21 protein-coding genes are annotated in these 20213 nt (G+C 69.9%); 9 read left to right on the top strand and 12 right to left on the bottom strand.

Annotated features, from left to right (window positions below; all coding sequences use genetic code 11):
* Positions 1-138: 138 nt before the first annotated feature.
* Genes ACZ5CR_RS28500 through ACZ5CR_RS28490 form a run of 3 tightly spaced genes read left to right on the top strand, consistent with a single transcriptional unit; the run spans position 139 to position 1743 of the window.
* Complete coding sequence (locus ACZ5CR_RS28500) at positions 139-393, top strand: hypothetical protein (RefSeq protein ID WP_468862443.1); 255 nt, start codon at positions 139-141, stop codon at positions 391-393.
* On the top strand, positions 365-880 hold the full coding sequence (locus tag ACZ5CR_RS28495) for a DUF6879 family protein (protein ID WP_468862441.1): 516 nt from the start codon (positions 365-367) through the stop codon (positions 878-880). The genes ACZ5CR_RS28500 and ACZ5CR_RS28495 overlap by 29 nt, the downstream gene beginning before the upstream one ends.
* A 14-nt stretch (positions 881-894) precedes the next feature.
* A complete protein-coding gene (locus ACZ5CR_RS28490; RefSeq protein WP_468862439.1) occupies positions 895-1743 on the top strand; it encodes a helix-turn-helix domain-containing protein in 849 nt (282 codons plus the stop codon).
* A gap of 154 nt (positions 1744-1897) precedes the next feature.
* Here ACZ5CR_RS28490 and ACZ5CR_RS28485 read toward each other — a convergent pair whose 3' ends face one another.
* Entirely contained in the window at positions 1898-2356 is a 459-nt protein-coding gene (locus ACZ5CR_RS28485; RefSeq protein ID WP_468862437.1) for a MarR family winged helix-turn-helix transcriptional regulator, read from the bottom strand.
* Between the two features lie 112 nt (positions 2357-2468).
* On the opposite strand from ACZ5CR_RS28485, the gene ACZ5CR_RS28480 reads away from it, so the two are divergent.
* Positions 2469-3026, top strand: coding sequence for a quercetin 2,3-dioxygenase (locus ACZ5CR_RS28480; protein ID WP_468862435.1), 558 nt, complete (start codon positions 2469-2471; stop codon positions 3024-3026).
* Positions 3023-3904, top strand: a complete 882-nt coding sequence (locus tag ACZ5CR_RS28475) for an alpha/beta hydrolase fold domain-containing protein (RefSeq protein ID WP_468862433.1) — start codon at positions 3023-3025, stop codon at positions 3902-3904. The genes ACZ5CR_RS28480 and ACZ5CR_RS28475 overlap by 4 nt, the downstream gene beginning before the upstream one ends.
* Positions 3905-4014: 110 nt before the next feature.
* Here ACZ5CR_RS28475 and ACZ5CR_RS28470 read toward each other — a convergent pair whose 3' ends face one another.
* From ACZ5CR_RS28470 to ACZ5CR_RS28460, 3 genes are read right to left on the bottom strand one after another with little or no spacing between them, the layout of a single operon-like run.
* Positions 4015-5199, bottom strand: a complete 1185-nt coding sequence (locus ACZ5CR_RS28470) for a dipeptidase (RefSeq protein ID WP_468862542.1) — start codon at positions 5197-5199, stop codon at positions 4015-4017.
* Positions 5200-5228: 29 nt separating this feature from the next.
* Complete coding sequence (purE, locus tag ACZ5CR_RS28465; RefSeq protein WP_468862432.1) at positions 5229-5807, bottom strand: 5-(carboxyamino)imidazole ribonucleotide mutase; 579 nt, start codon at positions 5805-5807, stop codon at positions 5229-5231.
* Entirely contained in the window at positions 5804-6976 is a 1173-nt protein-coding gene (locus ACZ5CR_RS28460) for a 5-(carboxyamino)imidazole ribonucleotide synthase (protein ID WP_468862430.1), read from the bottom strand. The genes purE and ACZ5CR_RS28460 overlap by 4 nt, the downstream gene beginning before the upstream one ends.
* A 238-nt stretch (positions 6977-7214) precedes the next feature.
* On the opposite strand from ACZ5CR_RS28460, the gene ACZ5CR_RS28455 reads away from it, so the two are divergent.
* Positions 7215-7745 (top strand): GtrA family protein, encoded by a 531-nt coding sequence (locus ACZ5CR_RS28455; protein ID WP_468862426.1) that lies wholly within the window; start codon positions 7215-7217, stop codon positions 7743-7745.
* A 43-nt stretch (positions 7746-7788) separates the two neighbouring features.
* Here ACZ5CR_RS28455 and ACZ5CR_RS28450 read toward each other — a convergent pair whose 3' ends face one another.
* Complete coding sequence (locus ACZ5CR_RS28450; protein ID WP_468862424.1) at positions 7789-9066, bottom strand: ATP-binding protein; 1278 nt, start codon at positions 9064-9066, stop codon at positions 7789-7791.
* A gap of 269 nt (positions 9067-9335) precedes the next feature.
* Entirely contained in the window at positions 9336-10013 is a 678-nt protein-coding gene (locus tag ACZ5CR_RS28445) for a response regulator transcription factor (protein ID WP_383284555.1), read from the bottom strand.
* 475 nt (positions 10014-10488) lie between these two features.
* Here ACZ5CR_RS28445 and ACZ5CR_RS28440 point away from each other — a divergent pair, with 475 nt between their 5' ends.
* Positions 10489-11985 carry a peptide MFS transporter gene (locus ACZ5CR_RS28440; protein ID WP_468862422.1) on the top strand — a complete coding sequence of 499 codons (1497 nt, stop codon included), beginning with the start codon at positions 10489-10491 and terminating at the stop codon, positions 11983-11985.
* A 217-nt stretch (positions 11986-12202) separates the two neighbouring features.
* Complete coding sequence (locus ACZ5CR_RS28435; protein ID WP_468862420.1) at positions 12203-13081, top strand: alpha/beta hydrolase; 879 nt, start codon at positions 12203-12205, stop codon at positions 13079-13081.
* Positions 13082-13173: 92 nt separating this feature from the next.
* On the opposite strand, the gene ACZ5CR_RS28430 is transcribed toward ACZ5CR_RS28435, so the two are convergent.
* The 6 genes from ACZ5CR_RS28430 to ACZ5CR_RS28405 all read right to left on the bottom strand — a co-directional run bounded on the left by ACZ5CR_RS28430 (position 13174) and on the right by ACZ5CR_RS28405 (position 18956).
* A complete protein-coding gene (locus ACZ5CR_RS28430; RefSeq protein WP_468862540.1) occupies positions 13174-14550 on the bottom strand; it encodes a hypothetical protein in 1377 nt (458 codons plus the stop codon).
* Complete coding sequence (locus ACZ5CR_RS28425; RefSeq protein ID WP_468862538.1) at positions 14550-15740, bottom strand: hypothetical protein; 1191 nt, start codon at positions 15738-15740, stop codon at positions 14550-14552. Before ACZ5CR_RS28425 ends, ACZ5CR_RS28430 begins: the two co-directional genes overlap by 1 nt.
* Before the next feature lie 65 nt (positions 15741-15805).
* The gene (locus ACZ5CR_RS28420) at positions 15806-16783 is read right to left on the bottom strand and encodes a COG1470 family protein (protein WP_468862417.1); all 978 of its coding nucleotides are present in this window, start codon (positions 16781-16783) and stop codon (positions 15806-15808) included.
* Positions 16784-16854: 71 nt separating this feature from the next.
* A complete protein-coding gene (locus ACZ5CR_RS28415; protein WP_468862414.1) occupies positions 16855-17598 on the bottom strand; it encodes an LPXTG cell wall anchor domain-containing protein in 744 nt (247 codons plus the stop codon).
* A 193-nt stretch (positions 17599-17791) separates the two neighbouring features.
* Complete coding sequence (locus ACZ5CR_RS28410) at positions 17792-18310, bottom strand: ATP-binding protein (protein ID WP_468862410.1); 519 nt, start codon at positions 18308-18310, stop codon at positions 17792-17794.
* A gap of 277 nt (positions 18311-18587) precedes the next feature.
* A complete protein-coding gene (locus ACZ5CR_RS28405; RefSeq protein ID WP_389904580.1) occupies positions 18588-18956 on the bottom strand; it encodes an STAS domain-containing protein in 369 nt (122 codons plus the stop codon).
* A 238-nt stretch (positions 18957-19194) separates the two neighbouring features.
* On the opposite strand from ACZ5CR_RS28405, the gene ACZ5CR_RS28400 reads away from it, so the two are divergent.
* Positions 19195-20166 (top strand): RNA polymerase sigma factor SigF, encoded by a 972-nt coding sequence (locus ACZ5CR_RS28400; protein WP_468862407.1) that lies wholly within the window; start codon positions 19195-19197, stop codon positions 20164-20166.
* Positions 20167-20213: the final 47 nt, after the last annotated feature.

Raw genomic sequence — 20213 nt, 5'->3', positions numbered from 1 at the left:
ATCAGGGAGCCTCGGGCTCCACAAACTTGCACTGGCTTGCACGTCAATTCGCATGGCACATTGCGGTGTTGACGCCATAGCTCCAGTTCAAGGAAGCTGCTGCAAGCCCGAGCAAGTACCTGGACCAGGGAGCCTGCCATGGCCGTAGAGTTCGTTGGGATCGACCCCGACACCGACCGGGATCACTGCCCCACCGTGTGGGCGGACGCGGAAGCTCAGGAGATCTTGTTGCAGGGGTGGAAGCCGACCCCTGAGACTCAGGCGGAGTGCGAGGGAACCAGCACCGCGAACGGTCCGGTGCCGGACAGCGAGGCCATCGTCAGGGTTCCGGCCCGGATGATTCCGATGATCAGGGAGGCATGTGATGCCGTCGAGCGTGCCCAGCTTCGCTGAGCTGCTCGGCCAGTGCGAGCGATCCGCCGTTCATCTGGAGCTGCGCGACTCGTACGCCGCCACGGACCGGTTCGAGGCGTGGAAGCGTGGCGAGCGGGTCAGTTGGGAGGATCGCGAGTCCTGGTGGCATCCCTACGACCAGTTGATCGCGGACACGGTGGCCAGAGGTGTGGTGATCCGCAGGGCTCGGGTGATCTCCGAACCCGTGTCGGACTACATCCGGTGGGAGCACTACGTCACTCACGCCAACGTCACGGCCGGTGAGGAAGTCCGGTGGCTGCCCCGACGATTGAGCACGGCCATCGCGCTGCCGGGCAATGACTTCTGGCTGTTCGATGATGTGCTGCTCCGGGTGCACCACTTCTCGGGTGACGGCGCGGTGGTGGAGGACGAGATCACGGCCGACCCGGAAGCCGTGAAGCTGTGCTCCACCGCCTTCGAAGCGGTATGGGAGCGAGCGATCCCGCACCACCAGTACAAGGTCTGACGAGAGTCGGCTCCATGCCCCCACACCCCTCTTCGCGCGTTCAGAAGGCCCGCGAGCATCTTGCGAGGCGTCTGCGCGAGGTCCGGAAGGACGCGGGGATCAGCGGGCGGGAGCTGGCCGTCAGGTGTGGTTGGTCAGAGTCGAAGTCGTCCCGGATCGAGAACGCCAGGACGCCTCCCTCCGATGCGGATATCCGAGCGTGGTGCAGGGCTTGCGCCGCTGAAGACCGGGCCCCTGATCTGGTCGCGGCCAACAGACAGTCCGCCGAAGCACATGTGGAGTGGAGACAGCTCCAGCAGACCGGCCTCCGGCGCCTGCAAGAGAGCACCGGCGACCTGTACCAGCAATCCAAGACCTTCCGTATCTACGTTTCCGACGTGATTCCTGGATTCCTCCAGACCCCGGGTTACGCCACCGCTCTGCTGTCGTCCATCGCGGACTTCCGAGGAACCCCGGATGACGTGAGCGACGCCGTGACGGCCCGCATGCGGCGTAACGAGGTGCTGAGCCAGGGCAGGCGCCGGTTCTCCTTCGTGCTGGAAGAGTCGGTGTTGCGTTATCAGCTCTGCGCCGCCGAAACCATGGCTGCGCAGCTTGGCCACCTGCTCGGGGTCATGGACCTGCAAAACGTCGCCGTAGGCATCGTCCCGTTCTCGGGGCAACGGACCGTGTGGCCCATGCCGACCTTCACGATCTTCGACGACCGGAGGGTGCACGCCGACACCCTGGACGCTGCCTCCACGCTCACACAGCCCAGCCAGGTGGAGCTGTACACCCGCGCCTTTGGACGTCTCTCGCAGCAGGCCGCGAGGGGAGCGGCAGCTCGCTCCCTCATCGTGGACGCCGTGGCGTCCCTGGCCTGACGAACGGCACGAGGTCCGCATCGAGCGCGACCGGGCCTTGCCCCCACCCGGTCCCGGTCAATGCTCAGCGAGGCGTTGTCCTTGCCCGCCCGCAACCCGTCCGCGCGCACAGCCCCGGCGTCCGGCTTCGCGCCTGTCTGGCGCGGCTGAGGGTTCAGCCCTTGGGTGGGGTGAGGACCGGCGGGCTGCCCCACGGGAGTTCGAGGGCCGCCCGCAGTGCGAGCACCGTCTGCTCGCCGATCCGGTCGGCGAGTTCCTGCTCGACGCGGCGCAGGACCAGTTCCGCCCTGCGGTGCGTGCGCGCGCCCTCCTCCGTGCGGCGGATCAGCCGCTGTCGGCCGGAGGAAGGGTCGGGGGCCTGTTCCAGGAGGCCCGTCGCGACCAGGCCGTGCACCGCCTGGTGCGCGGTCTGGCGGGTGACGCCCATCCGGCGGGCCAGTTCGGAGACCGTCGTGCCCTGCTCGTCCAGGACGGCGAAGAGACCCGCCTGCGTCGGGGACACCGGGGCCTCCCCCGCCTCTTCCAGGGTCGCCAGGAGCGCGTCCTCGAACCAGCGCCGGGCGTCGCCGAGCAGCTGGGGGAGGTTGCGGCCGGTGGGGCCGGTGGCGTGCATGTCGAGAGCCTATGGGTTCGAGGGCGGTGTCTTGCTCCCATCCTAGTCGATATGTCAGGCTGCCTGACGTTCGCCGTTCCGCGGATTACCCAGACATACCCCGGGAGAGCCCATGACGATCGAGTACGCCACCCGCCACCGGCGCTCCTCACGCATCCCCGCCGACCCGGGCAAGCCCTACGTCATCGAGAAGGGCGAGGGCGACCGCGCCCATCTGTTCGGGGACCTGATCACCATCTACGCGGGCGGCGAGCAGACCGAGAACGCGTTCAACTTCTTCACCGTCGAGGGCCCCAGGGGCAACATCATCCCGGCCCACCTGCACCCCGACACCTACGAGGTCTTCTACGTCACCCAGGGCGCCGTCCGCCTCTTCGTCGAGGACCTGGAGGGCGAGCAGCAGGAGAAGCTCCTCACCCCGGGCGACTTCGGCTTCGTACCGAAGAACTGTCCGCACGCCTACCGCATGGAGCGCCACCACAGCCAGGTCGTCGGCGTCGCCGCGGGGCCCGGCGGCACCTTCGAGCGGTTCTTCGAGACTCTTGGCGCCCCCGCCGAGGAACTCGGTCTGCCGCGCGAGCCCGTCGTGCCCACGCCCGGCAAGTTCGCCACCGTCCCCCAGCAGTACGACGTGCGCTTCCTGCCCGAGCACGAGTGGCGCACCCGGTGAGCCCGACACACACGGCCCTCCGGGCGCTGATCGCCGCGCCCCATCCGGACGTGGCGCCCCTGCCGCCCGCCGCGCGCCCGGCGCCGGAGCTGCGGCTCCTTCGCGGTGTCCCGTACGGCGAGGTCGACGGCGGCCGTCCGCTGGAACTCGACCTCTGGCTGCCGGCCGCCGGGAACGGGCCCGCCCCGCTCGTCCTCTTCGTGCACGGCGGCGCCTGGCGTCGCGGGCGCCGTGACGACATGGGGCTGCGGACCCGGCAGTGGAATCCGGGGCCCATGGCGCGGATCGCCGCGGCGGGCTTCGCCGTGGCCTGCGCCGACTATCGGCTCAGCGGCGAGGCCCGCTTCCCCGCCCCGCTCGACGACCTGCGCGCCGCGCTGCGCTGGCTCGGGCTCCGTGCGGCGGAGCTCGGCGTCGACACCGCGAGGACCGTGGTGTGGGGCGAGTCCGCGGGCGGACACCTGGCCTCGCTCCTCGCCCTCGACCCCGCGACCGCGGCCACCGGCGCCGTGATCTGGTACGCCCCGAGCGACCTGACCGTCCCCCGCGGCCCGTTCGACCCGCACAGCGCCGAGACCCCGGAGGCCCTGCTGCTGGGCGCCGCCCCCGCCGCCGTACTCGAGCGGGCCCGCGAGGCGAGCCCCGTGGCGCGGGTCCACGCCGCCGCCCCGCCCTTCCTCCTGGTCCACGGCGAGCAGGACACGATGGTCCCCGGCTCGCACAGCGAGGACCTCGCGGCGCGGCTGCGGGAGGCGGGAGTGCCGGTGGAGCTGCGCACGGTGCCGGGCGCCGACCACGGCTGGTACGGAGCGTCCGACGACGCGGTGGAGGACGTGTTCGCGCGCTCGCTGCGTTTCGCGCGGGGGCGCGTGACCTGAGAACAGAGAGAGGGGGTGGGGGGGGGGGGGGGGGGGTCCCCCCCCCCCCCCCCCACCCCCCCCCCCCCCCCCCCCCCCCCCCCCCCCCCCCCCCCTGGGCCCGTACGTCCTCAGCCGTCCAGCTGCTGAAGCGTCGCGTTCGACGGACCGCGCCGGGACTGCTCGTCGCGTGCCACGTCCTCGGCCGCTCCGAGCACGCGGACCGCGTTCTGCCACGTCAGCTTGGCCAGGTCCGCCTTCGACCAGCCGCGGTTCAGGAGCTCCGCGATCAGGTTCGGGTAGCCCGACACGTCGTCGAGGCCGTCCGGCGTGAACGCCGTGCCGTCGTAGTCGCCGCCGATGCCGATGTGGTCGACGCCCGCGACCTCACGCATGTGGTCGAGGTGGTCGGCGACCGTCGCAGCCGTGGCGACGGGGCGCGGCGTCGACTCCTCGAAGGCCGCGTGGACCTTCATCGCGTCCGGCGTCGTGTCCAGGTGGTGGAAGCCGTGCGCCCGCATGTTCTCGTCCGCGGCAGCCGTCCAGTCGACCGCCGCCTGGAGAACGAACTTCGGTACGAAGGTGACCATCGCGACGCCACCGTTCGCGGGCAGGCGCTCCAGGACGTCGTCCGGGATGTTGCGCGGATGGTCGCAGACCGCGCGCGCCGAGGAGTGCGAGAAGACCACCGGGGCCACGGAGGTGTCCAGGGCCGCCCGCATCGTCGTCGCCGCCACGTGGGAGAGATCCACGAGCATGCCGCTGCGGTTCATCTCGCGTACGACCTCGTGGCCGAAGGCGGAGAGACCGCCGACGCCAGGATCGTCCGTCGCCGAGTCCGCCCACGCGATGTTGTCGTTGTGCGTCAGCGTCATGTAGCGGACGCCGAGCGCGTGCAACGCCCGCAGTGTCGCGAGGGAGTTGTTGATGGAGTGGCCGCCCTCGGCGCCCATCAGGGACGCGATACGACCCTCCGTCCGCGCCGCCTCCATGTCCGCGGCCGTCAGCGCGCGCCGCAGGTCCGTCGGGTAGCGCGTGAGCAACTGGTCGACGCAGTCGATCTGTTCGAGGGTCGCGCTCACCGCCGCGTCGCCCGTGAGGTCCGTGCGGACGTAGACGGACCAGAACTGGGCGCCGACCCCGCCCGCCCGCAGGCGCGCGATGTCCGTGTGGAGGCTGCCCGTCTGGTCGGACGCGATGTCCAGGCGGTCGATGTCGTAACCCGCCTTCTCGCGCAGCGCCCAGGGCAGGTCGTTGTGACCGTCGACCACCGGGAAGTCGGCGAGAAGGGCGCGGGCGTCGTCGAGGGAAGTCATGCCACTGCCACTCGTCCCCGTCATGCCGCTCACTTCCCCGAACCGAAGCCGGAGCCGGAGCCCGAGCCCGAGCCGAAGCCGAAACCGGACCCCGCGCCTTCGACCTTGGCGCGCAGACGCTTCCCCTTCTCCGTGGCCTGCTCGTTCAGCTCCTGCTGGAACTCCCGCATGCGGCCGAGCAGTTCCGGGTCGTGCGCGGCCAGGATGCGCGCCGCGAGGAGGCCCGCGTTGCGCGCGCCGCCCACCGAGACCGTCGCCACCGGCACGCCCGCGGGCATCTGCACGATGGACAGGAGCGAGTCCATGCCGTCGAGGTACTTGAGCGGGACGGGGACGCCGATCACCGGGAGCGGGGTCACCGACGCCAGCATGCCGGGCAGGTGCGCGGCGCCGCCCGCGCCCGCGATGATCGCCTTGAGGCCGCGGTCCGCCGCTTCCTCGCCGTACGCGACCATCTCGCGCGGCATGCGGTGCGCGGAGACGACGTCGACCTCGTAGGGGATCTCGAACTCGTCGAGGGCCTTGGCGGCGGCCTCCATGACCGGCCAGTCCGAGTCCGAGCCCATGACGATGCCGACTACAGGTGCGCCAACTACAGGTGCGGTCATTCGGTGATCGTTCCTCTGAGATAGCCGGCCGCGTGACGCGCGCGTTCGAGCACGTCGTCCAGGTCATCGCCGTAGGTGTTGACGTGGCCGACCTTGCGTCCGGGCTTCACGTCCTTGCCGTACATGTGGATCTTCAGCTGCGGGTCGCGCGCCATGCAGTGCAGGTACGCCTGGTACATGTCCGGGTAGTCGCCGCCCAGGACATTGACCATGACCGTCCACTTCGGCCGCGGGCGCGGGTCTCCGAGGGGAAGGTCGAGCACCGCGCGCACGTGGTTCGCGAACTGGGACGTGATCGCCCCGTCCTGCGTCCAGTGGCCCGAGTTGTGCGGGCGCATCGCGAGCTCGTTCACCAGGATGCGGCCGTCGCGCGTCTCGAAGAGCTCGACCGCCAGGTGGCCGACGACGCCGAGCTCCTTGGCGATGCGCAGCGCCAGCTCCTGCGCCTGGCCCGCCAGGTCCTCCGAGAGGCCGGGGGCGGGCGCGATCACCGTGTCGCAGACGCCGTCGACCTGCTGCGACTCGACGACGGGGTAGGCCACGGCCTGGCCGTGCGGCGAGCGGACGACGTTCGCCGCGAGCTCGCGCACGAAGTCGACCTTCTCCTCGGCGAGCACCGGGACACCGGCCCGGAAGGGATCTTCGGCGTCCTCGACGGAACGGACGAACCACACCCCCTTCCCGTCATAGCCGCCACGCACCGTCTTGAGGATCACGGGGAAGCCGTCGCCACCCGATCCCGCCGAAGATCCCGCCGAAGACCCTTCGGCCGCGAAGGCGGCCACGTCGGCCGGATCGCGCACGATCCGGTGGCGTGGACACGGCACGCCGATCTCCGTGAGCTTCTCGCGCATCACGCCCTTGTCCTGGGCGTGCACCAGCGCGTCGGGCCCCGGACGCACGGGGATGCCGTCCGCCTCCAGGGCCCGTAGATGCTCGGTGGGTACGTGTTCGTGATCAAAAGTGATCACGTCGCAGCCCCTCGCGAACTCACGCAGCGTGTCGAGGTCGCGATAGTCGCCGATGACGACATCGCTGACGACCTGCGCCGCGGAATCCTGAGGGGTGTCACTGAGGAGCTTGAACCTGATGCCTAGCGGGATGCCCGACTCGTGTGTCATACGAGCGAGCTGACCTCCGCCGACCATGCCGACTACCGGGAACGTCACACCCCCAGGGTATCGGCCTGTATCAGCCACCCGGGAACGGCCGGTTACGGCCGGATTCCGGGCACCGGACGTGCTCTCCCGTCACAGAGCCGCCACAGTGTGGAGCGGTCCACGCGCCACACGCGTGAGTCGCTGGTTAGCATGGCTGGGTTGACGCGACCGAAGGACCGATGCCGTCGACAGGACGACACGGCCGGAAAGACCGGGACGAACAGACGACGGGGTTGGGGCGACCACCATGACGGAACGTGGCGCACTACGGGTGCGGATGGAGCAGATCACCCGCGAAGTGGCCAAGTTCGGGGCCGTGGGGGCGCTGGGCACGCTGGTGAATTTCGGCGTCTCCAACCTCCTGTGGCACATGACGGAACTGCAGGCCGTGCGCGCGAACGTGATCGCCACGGTCGTCGCCATCGCCTTCAACTACGTGGGCTTCCGTTACTTCACGTACAAGGACCGCGACAAGAGCTCCCGCACCAAGGAGCTCACGCTGTTCCTGATGTTCAGCGCGGTCGGCCTGGTGATCGAGAACGGCGTCCTGTACGCGGCGATCTACGGCCTCGACTGGGACAGCCCGCTTCAGCGCAACATCTTCAAGTTCGTGGGCATCGGCATCGCCACCTGCTTCCGCTTCTGGTCCTACCGCACCTGGGTCTTCAAGACGCTGCCCGCGCGCGATGCCGTCGCCCGTGCGGAATCGTTCCTGGAGGACGGGACGAAGGCCGCGGCGGCCGACGAGAAGCGCCCCGCCGCACGCGGCACGCGCTAGCGCAGCGCGCCGTCTCCCCGGTCGGACCCCGGTCGGGCCTCGCTCAGCGCACCGTCTCCTCGATCTCCTGAGCCCGCTTCTGCGGGGGCGTGCGCGACAGGAACAGGCCGAACACCGGGGGCTTGGTCTGGAGCATCTCCAGGCGGCCGCCGTCGGCCTCGGCCAGATCCCGGGCGACCGCCAGGCCGATCCCCGTCGAGTTGCGGCCGCTGATGGTCCGCTCGAAGATCCGCGCGCCGAGATCGGCGGGGACGCCGGGGCCGCCGTCCGTGACCTCGACGACCGTCTGGTTTCCCGTGACGCGGGTGCGCAGGGCCACGGTTCCGCCGCCGTGCATGAGGGAGTTCTCGATGAGCGCCGCGAGTACCTGCGCGACCGCGCCCGGCGTGCCCACGGCCCGCAGATGCCGCTTGCCCGAACTGACGATGGCGCGGCCCGCGCTGCGGTAGGCGGGGCGCCACTCCTCCAGCTGCTGCTTGATGACCTCGTCCAGGTCGAAGGAGACGGCGGACCCGGTGCGCGGGTCACGTGAGTTCGTGAGCAGCCGCTGTACGACGTCGGTGAGGCGCTCGACCTGCGCGAGCGCGATCGTGGCCTCCTCCTTCACCGTGTCCAGGTCCTCGGTGACGGTGATCTCCTCCAGGCGCATGGAGAGGGCCGTCAGGGGCGTACGCAGTTGGTGCGAGGCATCGGCGGCGAGTCTGCGCTCGGCGGTCAGCATCCGCGCGATCCGCTCGGCGCTGCCGTCGAGGACGTCCGCGACGCGGTCGAGCTCCGGCACCCCGTAGCGCTTGTGCCGGGGCCTGGGGTCGCCCGAGCCGAGACGTTCCGCGGTCTCCGCGAGGTCGGTGAGCGGCGAGGCGAGGCGGTTGGCCTGGCGTACGGCGAGGAGTACAGCGGCGATGATCGCGAGCAGGGCCACGGCGCCGATGATCAGCAGGGTGCGGCCGACCTCCCGGGTGACCGCGGTACGCGGCTCCTCGACGGTGACCTTCTCGCCCTCCTCGCCCTTGGCCGTGTCGCGGATGACCTCGCCGGTGGGGCGGGTGCCGATCTCGACGGGGGCGCGGCCGGGGATCTCGATGAGGGCGTAGCGGGCGGTGTCGACCGCGGCCACGTCACGCAGGATGTCGGCGGTGACCTGCTCGTCGCCGATGAGCCTGCTGTCGACGATGCTGGCCAGGCGGAACGCCTCGGACGTGACGCGGTCCTGGGCGCTGGTGCTGATCGTTCTCGTCTCGACGATCACCAGACTCACGCCGAAGACTGCGATGACTACGAGGACGACGGCGAGGGTGCTGTTGATCAATCGGCGGCGCATGTCCCCAGTGTCCCGGATCGGACACTGACAGGGGTCCCGTCATGCGCGGGGACCGGCGGTCCGCTGAAGCCGGACACAGCTGGTGCGCCCCCGTCAGGGGCGCGGGGAACTGCGCGAGCAACAACGGCGTGCCCGCAGTCGCCAAGTGGCCGCCGCGGGCAGACGCGTCTGCCGGGTTCCCGAGCATGGGCCTCCGCGGGCAGTCCGCGGCTGAGCGCGCAGTTCCCCGCGCCCCTGACGGGGCACTGCCCAGCGCCCAGGGGCGAGGGTCAACTCTTCTCGAAGCGGAAGCCCACGCCCCGCACCGTGGCGATGTACCGCGGGTTCGCCGCGTCGTCGCCCAGCTTCTTCCGCAGCCAGGAGATGTGCATGTCCAGGGTCTTGGTGGACGACCACCACGTCGTGTCCCAGACCTCGCGCATCAGCTGGTCGCGGGTGACGACCCGGCCCGCGTCGCGGACGAGTACCCGGAGCAGGTCGAACTCCTTGGCCGTGAGCTGGAGCTCCTCCTCGCCCATCCAGGCCCGGTGCGACTCGACGTCGATCCGCACGCCGTGCGTGGCCGGTGCCTGCTGCGGCTCGGTCGCCCCGCGCCGGAGCAGGGCCCGGACCCGGGCGAGCAGTTCGGCGAGGCGGAAGGGTTTGGTCACGTAGTCGTCGGCGCCCGCGTCCAGGCCGACGACGGTGTCCACCTCGTCGGCGCGTGCGGTCAGGATGAGGATCGGCGCCGTGTGCCCACCGGCACGGAGGCGGCGGGCCACTTCGAGGCCGTCCATTCCTGGCAGCCCCAGGTCGAGTACGACGAGGTCGACGCTGCTCTGCAGCCCGGCGTCGAGGGCGGTCGGGCCGTCCTCACGCACTTCGACCTCGTACCCCTCCCTGCGCAGGGCACGGGCCAGCGGCTCCGAGATGGACGCGTCGTCCTCGGCGAGCAGTACACGGGTCATGGGGTGATGGTAGTCCGCACTGGACGACCATCGTGGGGTGATCGCCCGCTGACGGTCGACGCCTGCGGCTATGCGGTGCGATCCTGTGGATCACCTTCGAATGTGGGAACCGGTTCCGTCATAACCTGTGATCCATCTCTCAAGTCCTTCCATATGCTCCCTTGACATGGCGTATGGTGACCCAACGCCTGATGCACTACACAAGGACCTTTGGCCCGCTGTGCGGCCTTAGGTCACTTTTATGTGCGGGTCGGCTTCTGTCGGCCTTGAAAGGAATGACCTGTGGTCGGGCCCTGCGCGTGAGGTTGCGCCAGGGCGTGGATCTCGGAGTCGCCGTCCAGCGCCTTCCTCGACACGGAGCGCGAACTCCCCCCGGGCGTGGGGGTGTGGGCGGTAGGACCCCGGTGCCGACCGCCCCCCACACCGGGCGCGCACACGCTCTTGCCGCGCGTCCCGAACCCACGAGGATCGACCCATGGCGTCCAGCCTGACGAAGGACTCCGCCGGTACCCCTGGCTCTGAGAAGACCTTCTTCGGCCACCCCCGCGGCCTGGCCACACTCTTCATGACCGAGATGTGGGAGCGCTACAGCTTCTACGGCATGAAGGCACTGCTCCCGCTGTACTTGATCGCCCCCGGTGGCATGGGCATGAGCGCCACGACGGCGACAGCGATCTACTCCGTCTACATGTCGATGGTCTACCTGCTCGCCATGCCCGGCGGCTGGGTCGCGGACCGCTTCTGGGGACCGCGCAAGACGGTCGCCATCGGCGCCGGCGTGGTCATCCTCGGCCACATCACGCTCGCGCTGCCGAGCTCGGCCTCCTTCTTCGCCGGTCTCGCGCTCGTCGCGCTCGGTTCGGGCCTGCTGAAGGCGAACATCTCCACGATGGTCGGCCACCTCTACGACGGCCCGGAGGACCCGCGCCGTGACGGTGGCTTCACGCTGTTCTACATCGGCATCAACATGGGCGCCTTCCTCGCCCCGCTGACGATCGGCACCGTGGGCGAGAACGTCAACTGGCACTTCGGCTTCGCGCTCGCCGCGATCGGCATGGCGCTCGGCCTCGCCCAGTTCATGCTCGGCTCGCGCCACCTGAGCGGCGAGAGCAGCGTGGTCTCCAAGCCCGCGACGGTCGAGCAGCGCAAGTCCGCCCTGCGCACCGGCCTGATCTGGCTGATCGTTGCCGCCGCGCTCTACACGTTCCTCGCCGCCACCGGCAACTTCGCCGACTGGGCGCTGATGCCGCTCACCATCGCCGGTCTGGTCATCCCGGTCACCGTCCTGGTCCGCATGAAGCGCGACAAGGAGCTGACGAACCTCGAACAGTCCAAGCTCTCGGGCTACATCTGGTTCTTCATCGTCGCCGCCGTCTTCTGGATGATCTACGACCAGAACGGCTCGACCCTGTCGATCTTCGGTGAGGGCTCGACGACGAACAACCTGCTCGGGTTCGACTTCCCGACCTCCTGGTACCAGTCGCTGAACCCGATCTTCATCATGGCGCTCGCCCCCGTGGTCGCCTCGGCGTGGCTGTGGCTGAACAAGCGGGGCAAGGAGCCGAGCACGGCCGTCAAGTTCGCCTCCAGCCTCACGCTGATCGGCATCTCCTTCCTCGTCTTCCTCATCCCGCTGATCGACACCGCCAACAACGGCGGCAAGGTCAGCCCGATGTGGCTGGTGGCGATCTACTTCATCCAGACCGTCGGCGAGCTCTGCCTCTCCCCGGTCGGCCTCTCGGTCACGACCAAGATGGCCCCGGCGAAGTACACCGCCCAGATGATGGGTGTCTGGTTCCTCGCGGTCACCGCGGGCGACTCCGTCACCGGCCTGCTGACCTCGCCGCAGCTCGGGGTCAACCTGAACAACTCGGGTGCGGTCGCCGTCGAGGCGGTCATCGCGGTCATCGCGGGCTTCGGCATCTATCTGAACCGCAAGAAGGTCAAGGAAATGATGGGTTCCGTCAACTGACCTCCACCACGCCCCGCCCCGCGGGCCGCTGAACGACGGCGAGGGCCGCCGCACCCCAGGGTGCGGCGGCCCTCGCGTTTATTCGTCCCCTCGCGTTTATTCGTCCACTCGCGTTGGTTCGTCCACTCGCGCGAACAGAGGATCGTTCGCTAACCCGTGGCGGTGACGGAGAACGTTTCTGCGCCGGTGCCGGGTCCTGGCGGTGCAGCATCTGGCCATGCGCCGTACGTTGCCGGTCCTCGCCCTCTGTCTGGCGTTGCTGTCGTCCAGTGCCGCCGCCGAGGCCGCCCCCGAGCAGTCGAAGCCGTCGAAGCCCTCACAGCCGTCACAGCCCTCACAGCCTTCGCCCGGCCGGACCTTCTCGTACGGGAAGCACGCCCGCCAGAACATCACCGTGTACGGCACCGTGGCGGCCCGGCGCCCCGCCCTGGTGATCCTGCACGGCGGTTCCTGGGTGCGGGACACCGACTGGAGCGGGTGGGCGCGGTGGTTCGCGGCGCGCGGGTTCACCGTGTACGACACCGACTACCGCCTCGCGTCCGACGCCGCGTGGCCCGCGCAGCGCGACGACGTACTCGCGGCCCTGCGGTGGATCAAGCGGCGGGGCGGCGGTACTCCCCTGGTGCTCGGGTCGTCCGCGGGCGGGCATCTCGCCGTCAGCGCCGGGGCCTACGGCGCCGGACGCAAGCGGGTGCGGGCCGTGGTGGCCCTCTCCCCCGTCGCCTCGCCCTTACGCGCCTGGACGGACGGCGGGACGCGCGCCGCGTCCCCGGCCCAGCGCAGGCTGCGGGGGGCGGCGGAACGGCTCGCGGGGTGCGCGCCGGACCGCGGCGGGCAGCGGTGTCTGAAGCAGTGGGAGGACCTCGCCGCCAAGACGCACGCCTCGGGAACGAACGACCCGCCGATGCTCCTGACGCACTCGGCGGCGGACTTCGTACCCGTGGCGCACTCCACCGAACTCGCCCACGCACAGACGGTGGCGGGCCTGCGGGACGTCACCGTGCGCATCGAGCCGGGGAGCGCGCACGGGGGCGAACTCCTGAGGGACCCCGCCGTCCCTCAGGCGGTACTGCGCTGGCTGCGCAAGCACGCCTGAGGAGCGCCGCTTTAAGCGCCCCTTCAGGGGCGCGGGGAACTGCGCGATCAGCCGTGACGGCGCCGCAGCCGAGATCCCCACGCCCCGGGACGTCAGCGCAGCCCGCCCCGCCGCCTGGGCAGGAACGTAAAGACCGCACCGCCGAGCAGAATCACCGTGCCCGCGACGAGGCCGAGCGCCCGCAACGTGCCGTTGTCGTCGGCGCCGGTCTCCGCGAGGCCGCCGCCACCCGTGGCGGAGCCACCTGTGGAACCGGAACCGCCCGCCGAACCGGTACCGCCGCCCGCCGAACCCGAACCGCCCGCCGCGCCACCAGGCTGCGCCGCCGTGTCGATCTCCAGGGACACCTCGGACTTGGACGGCGTGCAGGTCGTCGTCGTACCGAGCGCCTTGACCGTGAGGACACCCGGCGAGAGCGTCGACTTGCCGTCGGCGCCCGGCTTGTACGTGCCGGTCAGGTCAGGGATGGTCATCGGGTCGCCGGACTTGATGGGCTCCTTGTTCGTGGGCCCCTCCACCGCCACCGTGCCCTTGTCCGCGCCGCCCAGCTTGACCGCCATCGACGGCTTCACGGAGTCCGCGGGGATGTCGGCCGGACTGTCCATGACCGCCTTCTTGAACTGCACCGTGAGGGCGTAGTTCCCGCCGTCCTTCTTGGCGTTGATCTGGACGGGCGATGTGGCTTCCTTGTCACCGATGGGCGTCTTGCACTTGTAGGGGGTCTGGACTTCCTTCCCGGGGAAGTCGGTCTTGCCGCCGTCGTCACCACCTGTGGAGCCGCCACCAGTGGAGCCGCCACCAGTGGAGCCGCCACCGGTGGAACCACCGCCGCTGGTACCGGCCGTGTCGCCGCCGGTGTTGCCGCCGGTATTGCCGCCCGACGTCGAGCCACCGGACGCCGTGCCGCCGCCCGAGCCGCCCCCGCCGTCCGTCACCTTGATGGTCGCGCCCGCCTTCACCTGCTCCTTCGGCGTGCACTTGGTGTCGGTCGACATCGGCTTGCTGACGTTGATGTTGTACGCGTCCGGGGTGAGCGTGATGTCGCCCGCCTTGGTCAGCTTCAGCTTGCCCTTCATGTCGGACAGGATCATCGGGCTGTTCTTCTTGATCGGCGGGTTGACCCGCTCGCCCGCCACCGCCAGGTCACCGCTCTGGCCGCCGCCCACCTTGATGGTGCCGGTCGGCTTCACCGTGTCCTTGTCCAGGTCGAGGATGTCCGGGTTCTTGGACGCGGCCTCCGTGGTCTTCCATACGACATCGACCTCGTCGCCCACCTTCGCGGTGGCCGGCGCGGTGATCTCCACCTTCGTGGTGCCCTGCACCGGTGGAAGGCCCGAGATCGACGGCGGTATGCACTCCGTCTTGTACGCGGTCTCGGCCGCCTGCGCGGGCCCCGCTCCCAGCAGGATGCCCGCCCCGCCAAGCAGCAGCGAGACCGAGGCCGCGCCCGCTCTCCGTCGTGTGCTGATCACGTGTTTCCCTTCGTCGTCGGGCTGTTCTCTGACGGTGCGGAGAGCTGTCCGGCGGGATCGGTCCCGGCGCCGGGGTCTGTGTCAGGGGTGAACCACGGCAGTGTGGTCGTGCTGTTCGTGGCTGTGTCCTTGGCGGACTTGGCGGACTTGGCGGACTTGCCGGACTTGCCGGAGTCGCCGGACCCGCCGGGCGGCTTCGTACGTGGCGTACGGGCCGCCTCGTCCGCCGCGACCGCACCCTGGGGCAGCCGCAACTTCGGTATGCGTTCGGTGAGTTCGGAGAGCCTGCCGGTGCGGTGGCGGCCCGCAGGGCGGCTGCGTCCGCCACGGCGGCGATGGGGGCGGAGCTTGTCCACCACCGCCATGCCGATGCGGAAGACTGCGGCCGGTACGACGACGCAGAGCAGGATCCAGAAGACGGTGACACCCCAGGGGCGGCCGACGCCCCAGGGCTGCTCGGCGAGGACCTTGTCGCCGAACTTCAGGGAGACCAGGTAGTCGCCGTGCGCTCCGGCCGAGAGTTCGACCGGGAGCTTGATCTGGGCCTTCTTGCCCGGGGCGATGGTGCCGCGCCACTGCTGTTCCTCCCACTGCGGGGCGAACACGCCGTGGGATTTGCCCACTTGGAAGACCGGGTTCTTGACCGGGGCCGAGCCGACGTTGCCCACGGTGAAGGTGAACTTGCGGGACGGCGGGGCGCCGAACCAGGTCAGTACGCCGCTCGATCCTTCCAACCGGGTGTCGGTCAGCACGGAGAGTTGTCCGCCGCCCTGCTGCTTGGGCAGGGGCTCCACGGGGTGGCCCGCGACCTTGAAGGCCGCGTCCGCCTGGGCCTTCTCCCCCGTGACCGTGGCCACGTGCACCACACAGGGGCAGGGCTTCGGGGGCTCGGCCACGGGGAGCTTCTTGCTGAAGGTGCCCTCGCTGTCCGTGGTGACGGCGCGGCCGGTGTCGTTGGCGCAGGAGTTCGTGCCGCCGGGTACGCCCCTGGCCGGGGTGGACTGGCCGCAGACGAGCATCATCAGGAGGGCCTTCGGCCGCCATCCCTCGCCCTTGACGGTGATGTCGCCGCCTTTGCCCGCCTGGGACCGGGAGAGGGTGACCTTCGGCTTGTCCGCTGCCGCGGCTTGGCCTGTGGGGAGCAGCAGCGGCGCGAAGAGCGCCGCCAGCGCGGCGGCTGCGGCCAGGTACCTCTTGCTGTTCCGTTTTCGAGTGCTGGGCCGTGGGGGGTTGTGCCCACCCCGCTCGACGTTCACAGTTGCTCGCCCCTTCCCGTGCCCGCTCCCGCCAACTCCCGCTCTTTACCGGCCTGTTCACCATCGTCCGGCGGTTGGCCCTCCGTCGCCCCTCCGCGTCTGCGCACGAACCAGACGCCCGCCGCAGCCAGGCCGAGCACCCCGGCCCCCACCCCCGCCACCGCTGCCCACGGCACGAAGCGCACCGATGCGGACGCCTTGCCGTGGGCTCCGCCCGATGCCGTGACCGTGAGGGTGACCTCGGCGGAGTCGAGTGCGGGGGCGTCGGTCCACGGTTCCGTGAGGGTGACCCTGCGGCCGGGGAGGAGCTCCACCGGCAGCGTGCGGGGCCCTCGGTCGAGCAGCGGGCCGAAGACGCCCTGCGCGCGAACCGTGAGCCTGGGGGTCAGGACCGTGTTGCCTCGGTTGACGACGTCGTACGAGATGCGCCCGTCCTGGGGCTTCACGTGCTCGACCGTCAGCGCGGACAGCGTCGGTCCGCTCACCCGCAGGTGCACGCGCACCCCGGCGTCACGGCCGCCCTCCCGCGCGACGATCGCGCCGGGGTGGTCGCCCGGCACCGCCCCCTCGGGGACGCTCACGCTGAACGGCACCTCGGCGCGGGTGCGCGGCGGCACCTTCACCTCGCGTTCGGCGAAGGTGATCCAGGAGCCGGTATCGGTCGGCCTGCCCCGCTCCAGCGAGAACGCGCCGCCCCGCGTGTTGTCCGCGTCCGCACCGCTCAGCTCCACCGTGCGCGGCTTCGATCCCGGATTGGTGACCGTCACCGTGTCCTCCAGGACCGATCCGGGCGTGCCCTCCACGTAGAAGTAGGGCCGCCCGTCCTTCGCGGGCCGCGCCCCTCCTCCCGCGGAGGGCGCGACGGACCACGCTCCGGAGTCGTCGGCGGACACCGGAGCCGACTGCGCCGCACCCGTCCCCAGTAAGACCACGGCCACGGTGAGCGCACGGGCAACGGACAGCAGAGACGGCATCGGCGGCTCCTGGATCTTCGTACTCGTCGTACGCGACGTGCCTGACGTGCGCGACATGCGCGTGCCCGTGCCTAGCGCGAGCGGGCCGCCTGGTTCCTGCGGGTCAGCCAGAGCGCGCCTGCCGCGCCCGTGAGCAGCACCGTGCCGCCGAGGGTGCCGAGCGCGATCGCGGAGTCCGCGGGTCCGGTCTGCGGGAGCTCGTCGCCGCCGGAGGGAGTACCGGCCGAGCCACCGGAGCCGCCGGAGCCGCCGTCGTCACTCGATCCTCCGGAGCCGCCGCCACCCGTGGTGCCACCGCCGCCCGATCCCTTCACGTCGAGCGAGAGCGAGGGCTTGGGGCTGTTGGACGGGGTGCACGTCGTCGTCGTACCGAGCGCCTTGATGGTCAGGACACCCGCGCTGAAGGTGACCTTGCCGCTCTTCTTCGGTGTGTACGTCCCCGACAGGTCGCTGATCTTGATGGGGGTGTTGGCCGGGATCGCCTTGTCGTTGGGCGCTCCGGAGACCGGCACCGTGCCGCTCTCCGCGCCGCCCAGTTTGATGAGCGCACTTGGCTTCATCGCGCCCTTGCCGAGTTCCACAGGGCTTGAGGAGACGCCCTTCTGGAAGGACATGGTGAGTTTGTAGCCGCTGCCGCTCTTCACGCTCTTGATGTCGATCGGCGATACGGCGCCCTTGTTCCCGATGGGCGTCTTGCACTGGTAGTTGACGTCCTGGACCTCGGCCTGCGCGGCGGGGGCGGCCATCAGCACCGCCGAGCCGCCGGCCAAGGCCGTGGCAAGCGCGAGCGCGGCCCTACGTTTTTGGTACGACACCTCGAGTTCCCCTCATGCCGGTCGTGGCGTGCCGCGGTGCGGATTTACTGACGGCACATCAGATTGGGCGCTCAAGGTACGCCCGGGGCCTTGTCGAGGGAAGACAAAGAACGCGCCGGATCTCAGTGATCCGGCGCGTGTGCGAACCGCGGGTAACCCAAGGGGGAACTGAGCGGGCTCTGAGGGCAGGGAGCTACGCGGGCGCGCTCAGCTCCGCCCACACCGTCTTGCCCGTGGCCCCAGGGGTGCGGACCACACCCCAGTCCAGGCAGAGTCGCTGCACGATGAACATCCCGTGCCCGCCCGGCCGACCGGCGCGGTGCGGGGTACGGGGCGCGGGCTGCCCCGCGCCGTGGTCGGACACCTCTATCCGCAGCACCTTGTTGTCGGAGGAGAGCCAGAGCTCGTCGGGACCCTCGGCGTGCAGGCACGCGTTGGTCACCAGCTCGGACACGACGAGGAGGACGTCCTCGGCGGCCGCGCGCTGGTCGGCGCCCGCCGCGGGCAGCCAGCCCCACGCCTGGAGCGCCTGGCGCGCGAAGTCCCGGGCGAGCGGCACTATGCCGCTCGCGCCGCTCAGGCTCAGCCTGCGGACCTGGCGCCCCTGGCGGACCGTGGCCGCCGCAGCGACCTGGTCCGCGGGAGCGTCCGCGACGACGGTCTCGGACTCCGGACCGCGGTCGCCCGGCGAGCAAGGCCGGGTGGTGCTCATCAGCGCTTCACCTCACCGACAAGAGGACTCTGGACAAGGAGCGGGACAAGGCGCGGCAATCCAAGAGAGATCATCGACTGCTCGACCGTTCCTGCTGTTGTTTTGGCAACGATTTGTTTCCGGACCGCTGTAGACGCATCCAGGGTGTCTCCTGCCCGGCCGAACGGTGAGAACACCCACTTATTCCACGCGACCTGTGTGACGCTGGTAACGCGATGATCACATAGGGACAACTGGCGCGTAACTCTTGCGCACGCTCCGTCAACAGGCCGCCCGATCAGCTGGCCAACGCCGTTTCGAGCGTCTCGTGGACAGTGAAGACCGCATCGGCTCCGGTGATCTCGAAGACGCGGGCGACCACCGGCTGCATCGCCACCAGATGCACTCCGCCCCCTGCGGCCTCGGCCTTGAGCCGGGCCCCCAGGAGGACATTGAGTCCGGTGGAGTCCATGAATTCCAGGCGCGAACAGTCGACGACAAGTCGCGAGAACCCGTCATTGAGGCAGGTCTCAAGTGGTTCACGCAACACATCGGCGGTGTGGTGATCCAACTCACCCGCCGGAGTCACGACGACGCTCGGGCCCTCGGCCCGAACTTCAACCAGAAGCCGGCCACCCTGCGCGCTACCGACTGTCCCGCGGTCCATTCCGTCACTCACTTCCGACCGTCGTGGCTGTTGATGACGCCCCCGAACATTACGCCTTCCGAACGGTCTCGGGTACCCGAACAAGCTCCTGAATTCGGACATTTCACGCCAGAGCGCACTTGCGACCGGGCTGTAGAAACGGGTAGGGGTAGAAGAGACAGTAATCAACACGGACGGCTTTGGAGGCGCCGCACACCGCAGTGCACGTATTGGCATCGGCAGCCATATGCCGAGAACGATGGAGGACACCATGTCACCCCGGCTCGACGAATCGCGCACTGACCGAGCGACGTCGACACCCTCACCGAACCGTATAGAGACCGAGATCCCGGGTCCCCGCACGGAAGCCACGCCGGACGAATCGGCCCTGACGACCGCAGCGGAGACGGAAGCCCTTCCCGAGGGGCTCGCCGACCTGCCCGAGATCCCGCCGTACGCGGAGGTGGGGCCGCTGGATGCGAGGGCGCTGTCCAAGACCCTCTTCGAGCGCTTTGAGACGCTTGAGGAAGGCACGCACGAGTACGCGTACGTACGCAACACTCTCGTCGAACTCAATCTCGCTCTGGTCAAGTTCGCCGCCTCCCGGTTCCGCTCCCGCAGCGAGCCCATGGAGGACATCATCCAGGTCGGCACCATCGGCCTGATCAAGGCGATCGACCGCTTCGAGCTCAGCCGAGGCGTCGAGTTCCCCACCTTCGCGATGCCGACCATCGTCGGCGAGATCAAGCGCTTCTTCCGTGACACGAGTTGGTCGGTGCGCGTCCCGCGCCGTCTCCAGGAACTCCGTCTGGACCTCGCCAAGGCGGGCGACGAACTCGCCCAGCAGTTCGATCGCGCCCCCACGGTGGGCGAGCTCGCCGAGCGCCTGGGCATCTCCAACGACGAGGTCGTCGAAGGCATGGCGGCGTCCAACGCCTACACGGCGAGCTCCCTGGACGCCCAGCCCGAGGAGGACGACTCCGAAGGCGCGCTCGCGGACCGCATCGGCTACGAGGACCACGGACTCGAAGGCATCGAGTACGTCGAGTCGTTGAAGCCGCTGATCGCCGAACTTCCCTCGCGTGACCGGAAGATCCTCTCGCTCCGCTTCGTCGCCAACATGACGCAGTCGGAGATAGGCGACGAACTCGGCATCTCGCAGATGCATGTCTCGCGCCTGCTGTCGCGCACGCTCGTCAAGCTCCGCAAGGGACTGACCGTCGACGAGTGAGGTTTCGCGCCGCTCGGCGTTTTTGCGGGTCACTGAGCCGCCGCTTC

The organism is Streptomyces sp. NPDC031274, from assembly GCF_055570235.1.
This window is presented reverse-complemented; position numbering and strand designations above follow the sequence as displayed.